Source organism: Roseomonas rosulenta (assembly GCF_016106005.1).
GTDB classification, from domain to species: domain Bacteria; phylum Pseudomonadota; class Alphaproteobacteria; order Acetobacterales; family Acetobacteraceae; genus Neoroseomonas; species Neoroseomonas rosulenta.
In genome coordinates, this window is record NZ_JACADR010000598.1 from 1 (window position 1) to 876 (window position 876).

The 876-nt window shown below is 77.6% G+C and carries 1 protein-coding gene; it reads right to left on the bottom strand.

From position 1 onward, the window contains the following. The coding region (locus HW578_RS27130) for a S41 family peptidase (RefSeq protein WP_198373796.1) at nt 1-876 on the bottom strand (876 nt) is incomplete at both ends.

Genomic DNA, 876 nt, shown 5'->3' on the forward strand with positions numbered 1-876 from the left:
CTCGGCCAACGGCACCGGGAAGCGCAGCGCGCGCTGGCGGCTCTGCGCCTGGCCCATCGGCCGCGCCCCGGTCCGCAGCGCGGCCAGGCCCTGTGCCGCCGCCTCAGGCCCGCCCGCCGTGCACAGCCCGGGCAGCACGCCCACCCCCTGCAGCGGCCAGCCCGCCGGCATCACTAGCCGCGACCAGGACATCAGCAATTCGCCGCCATCGGGCAGCGGCACCACCAGCTGCACCAGCCCCTTGCCGGTGGTGCCGGTGCCGACCACGGCGGCGCGGCCGCGGTCGCCCAGGCTGGCCGCCAGGATCTCGGCAGAGGAGGCGGTGCGCCCGTCGACCAGCACCACCAGCGGCAGCCCCTCCGACAGGTCGGGCCGGCCGGTCGCGTAGATCCGGCTGGCATCCGGGTGGCGGCCGAGCGTGCGGAAGGCCTCGCCATCGCCCAGGAACACGTCCGCCACCGCCGCGGCCTGAGAGAGCAGCCCGCCGCGATTCCCGCGCAGGTCCAGCAGGATGATGCGCGGCGGGCGCTCCGCGAGCGCCGTGAGCACCGCCGCCGAGACCTGGCGTTCGGTCTGCGCCGTGAAGGAGGGGATGCGCAGCAGCAGCGCGTCGTCGATGCGTTCGGCCGACACCGGGCTGCCGACCGGAAGGCTGCGGGTGAGCGCCACCTCGCGCCGGCGGCGCTCGGCCTCGACCAGCAGGGACACCGTGCTGCCGGCAGGACCTTCGAGCAGCCCTGCGGCCGCCCCCGCATCGCGCCGGCCGAGTGCGACGCCGTCGATCGCCAGCACCCGGTCGCCCACCCGCAGCCCGGCCGCCGCGGCCGGGCCGTCCGGGTTGAGCGCGACGATCGCCGCCCCGGTGCCGCTGCGCGC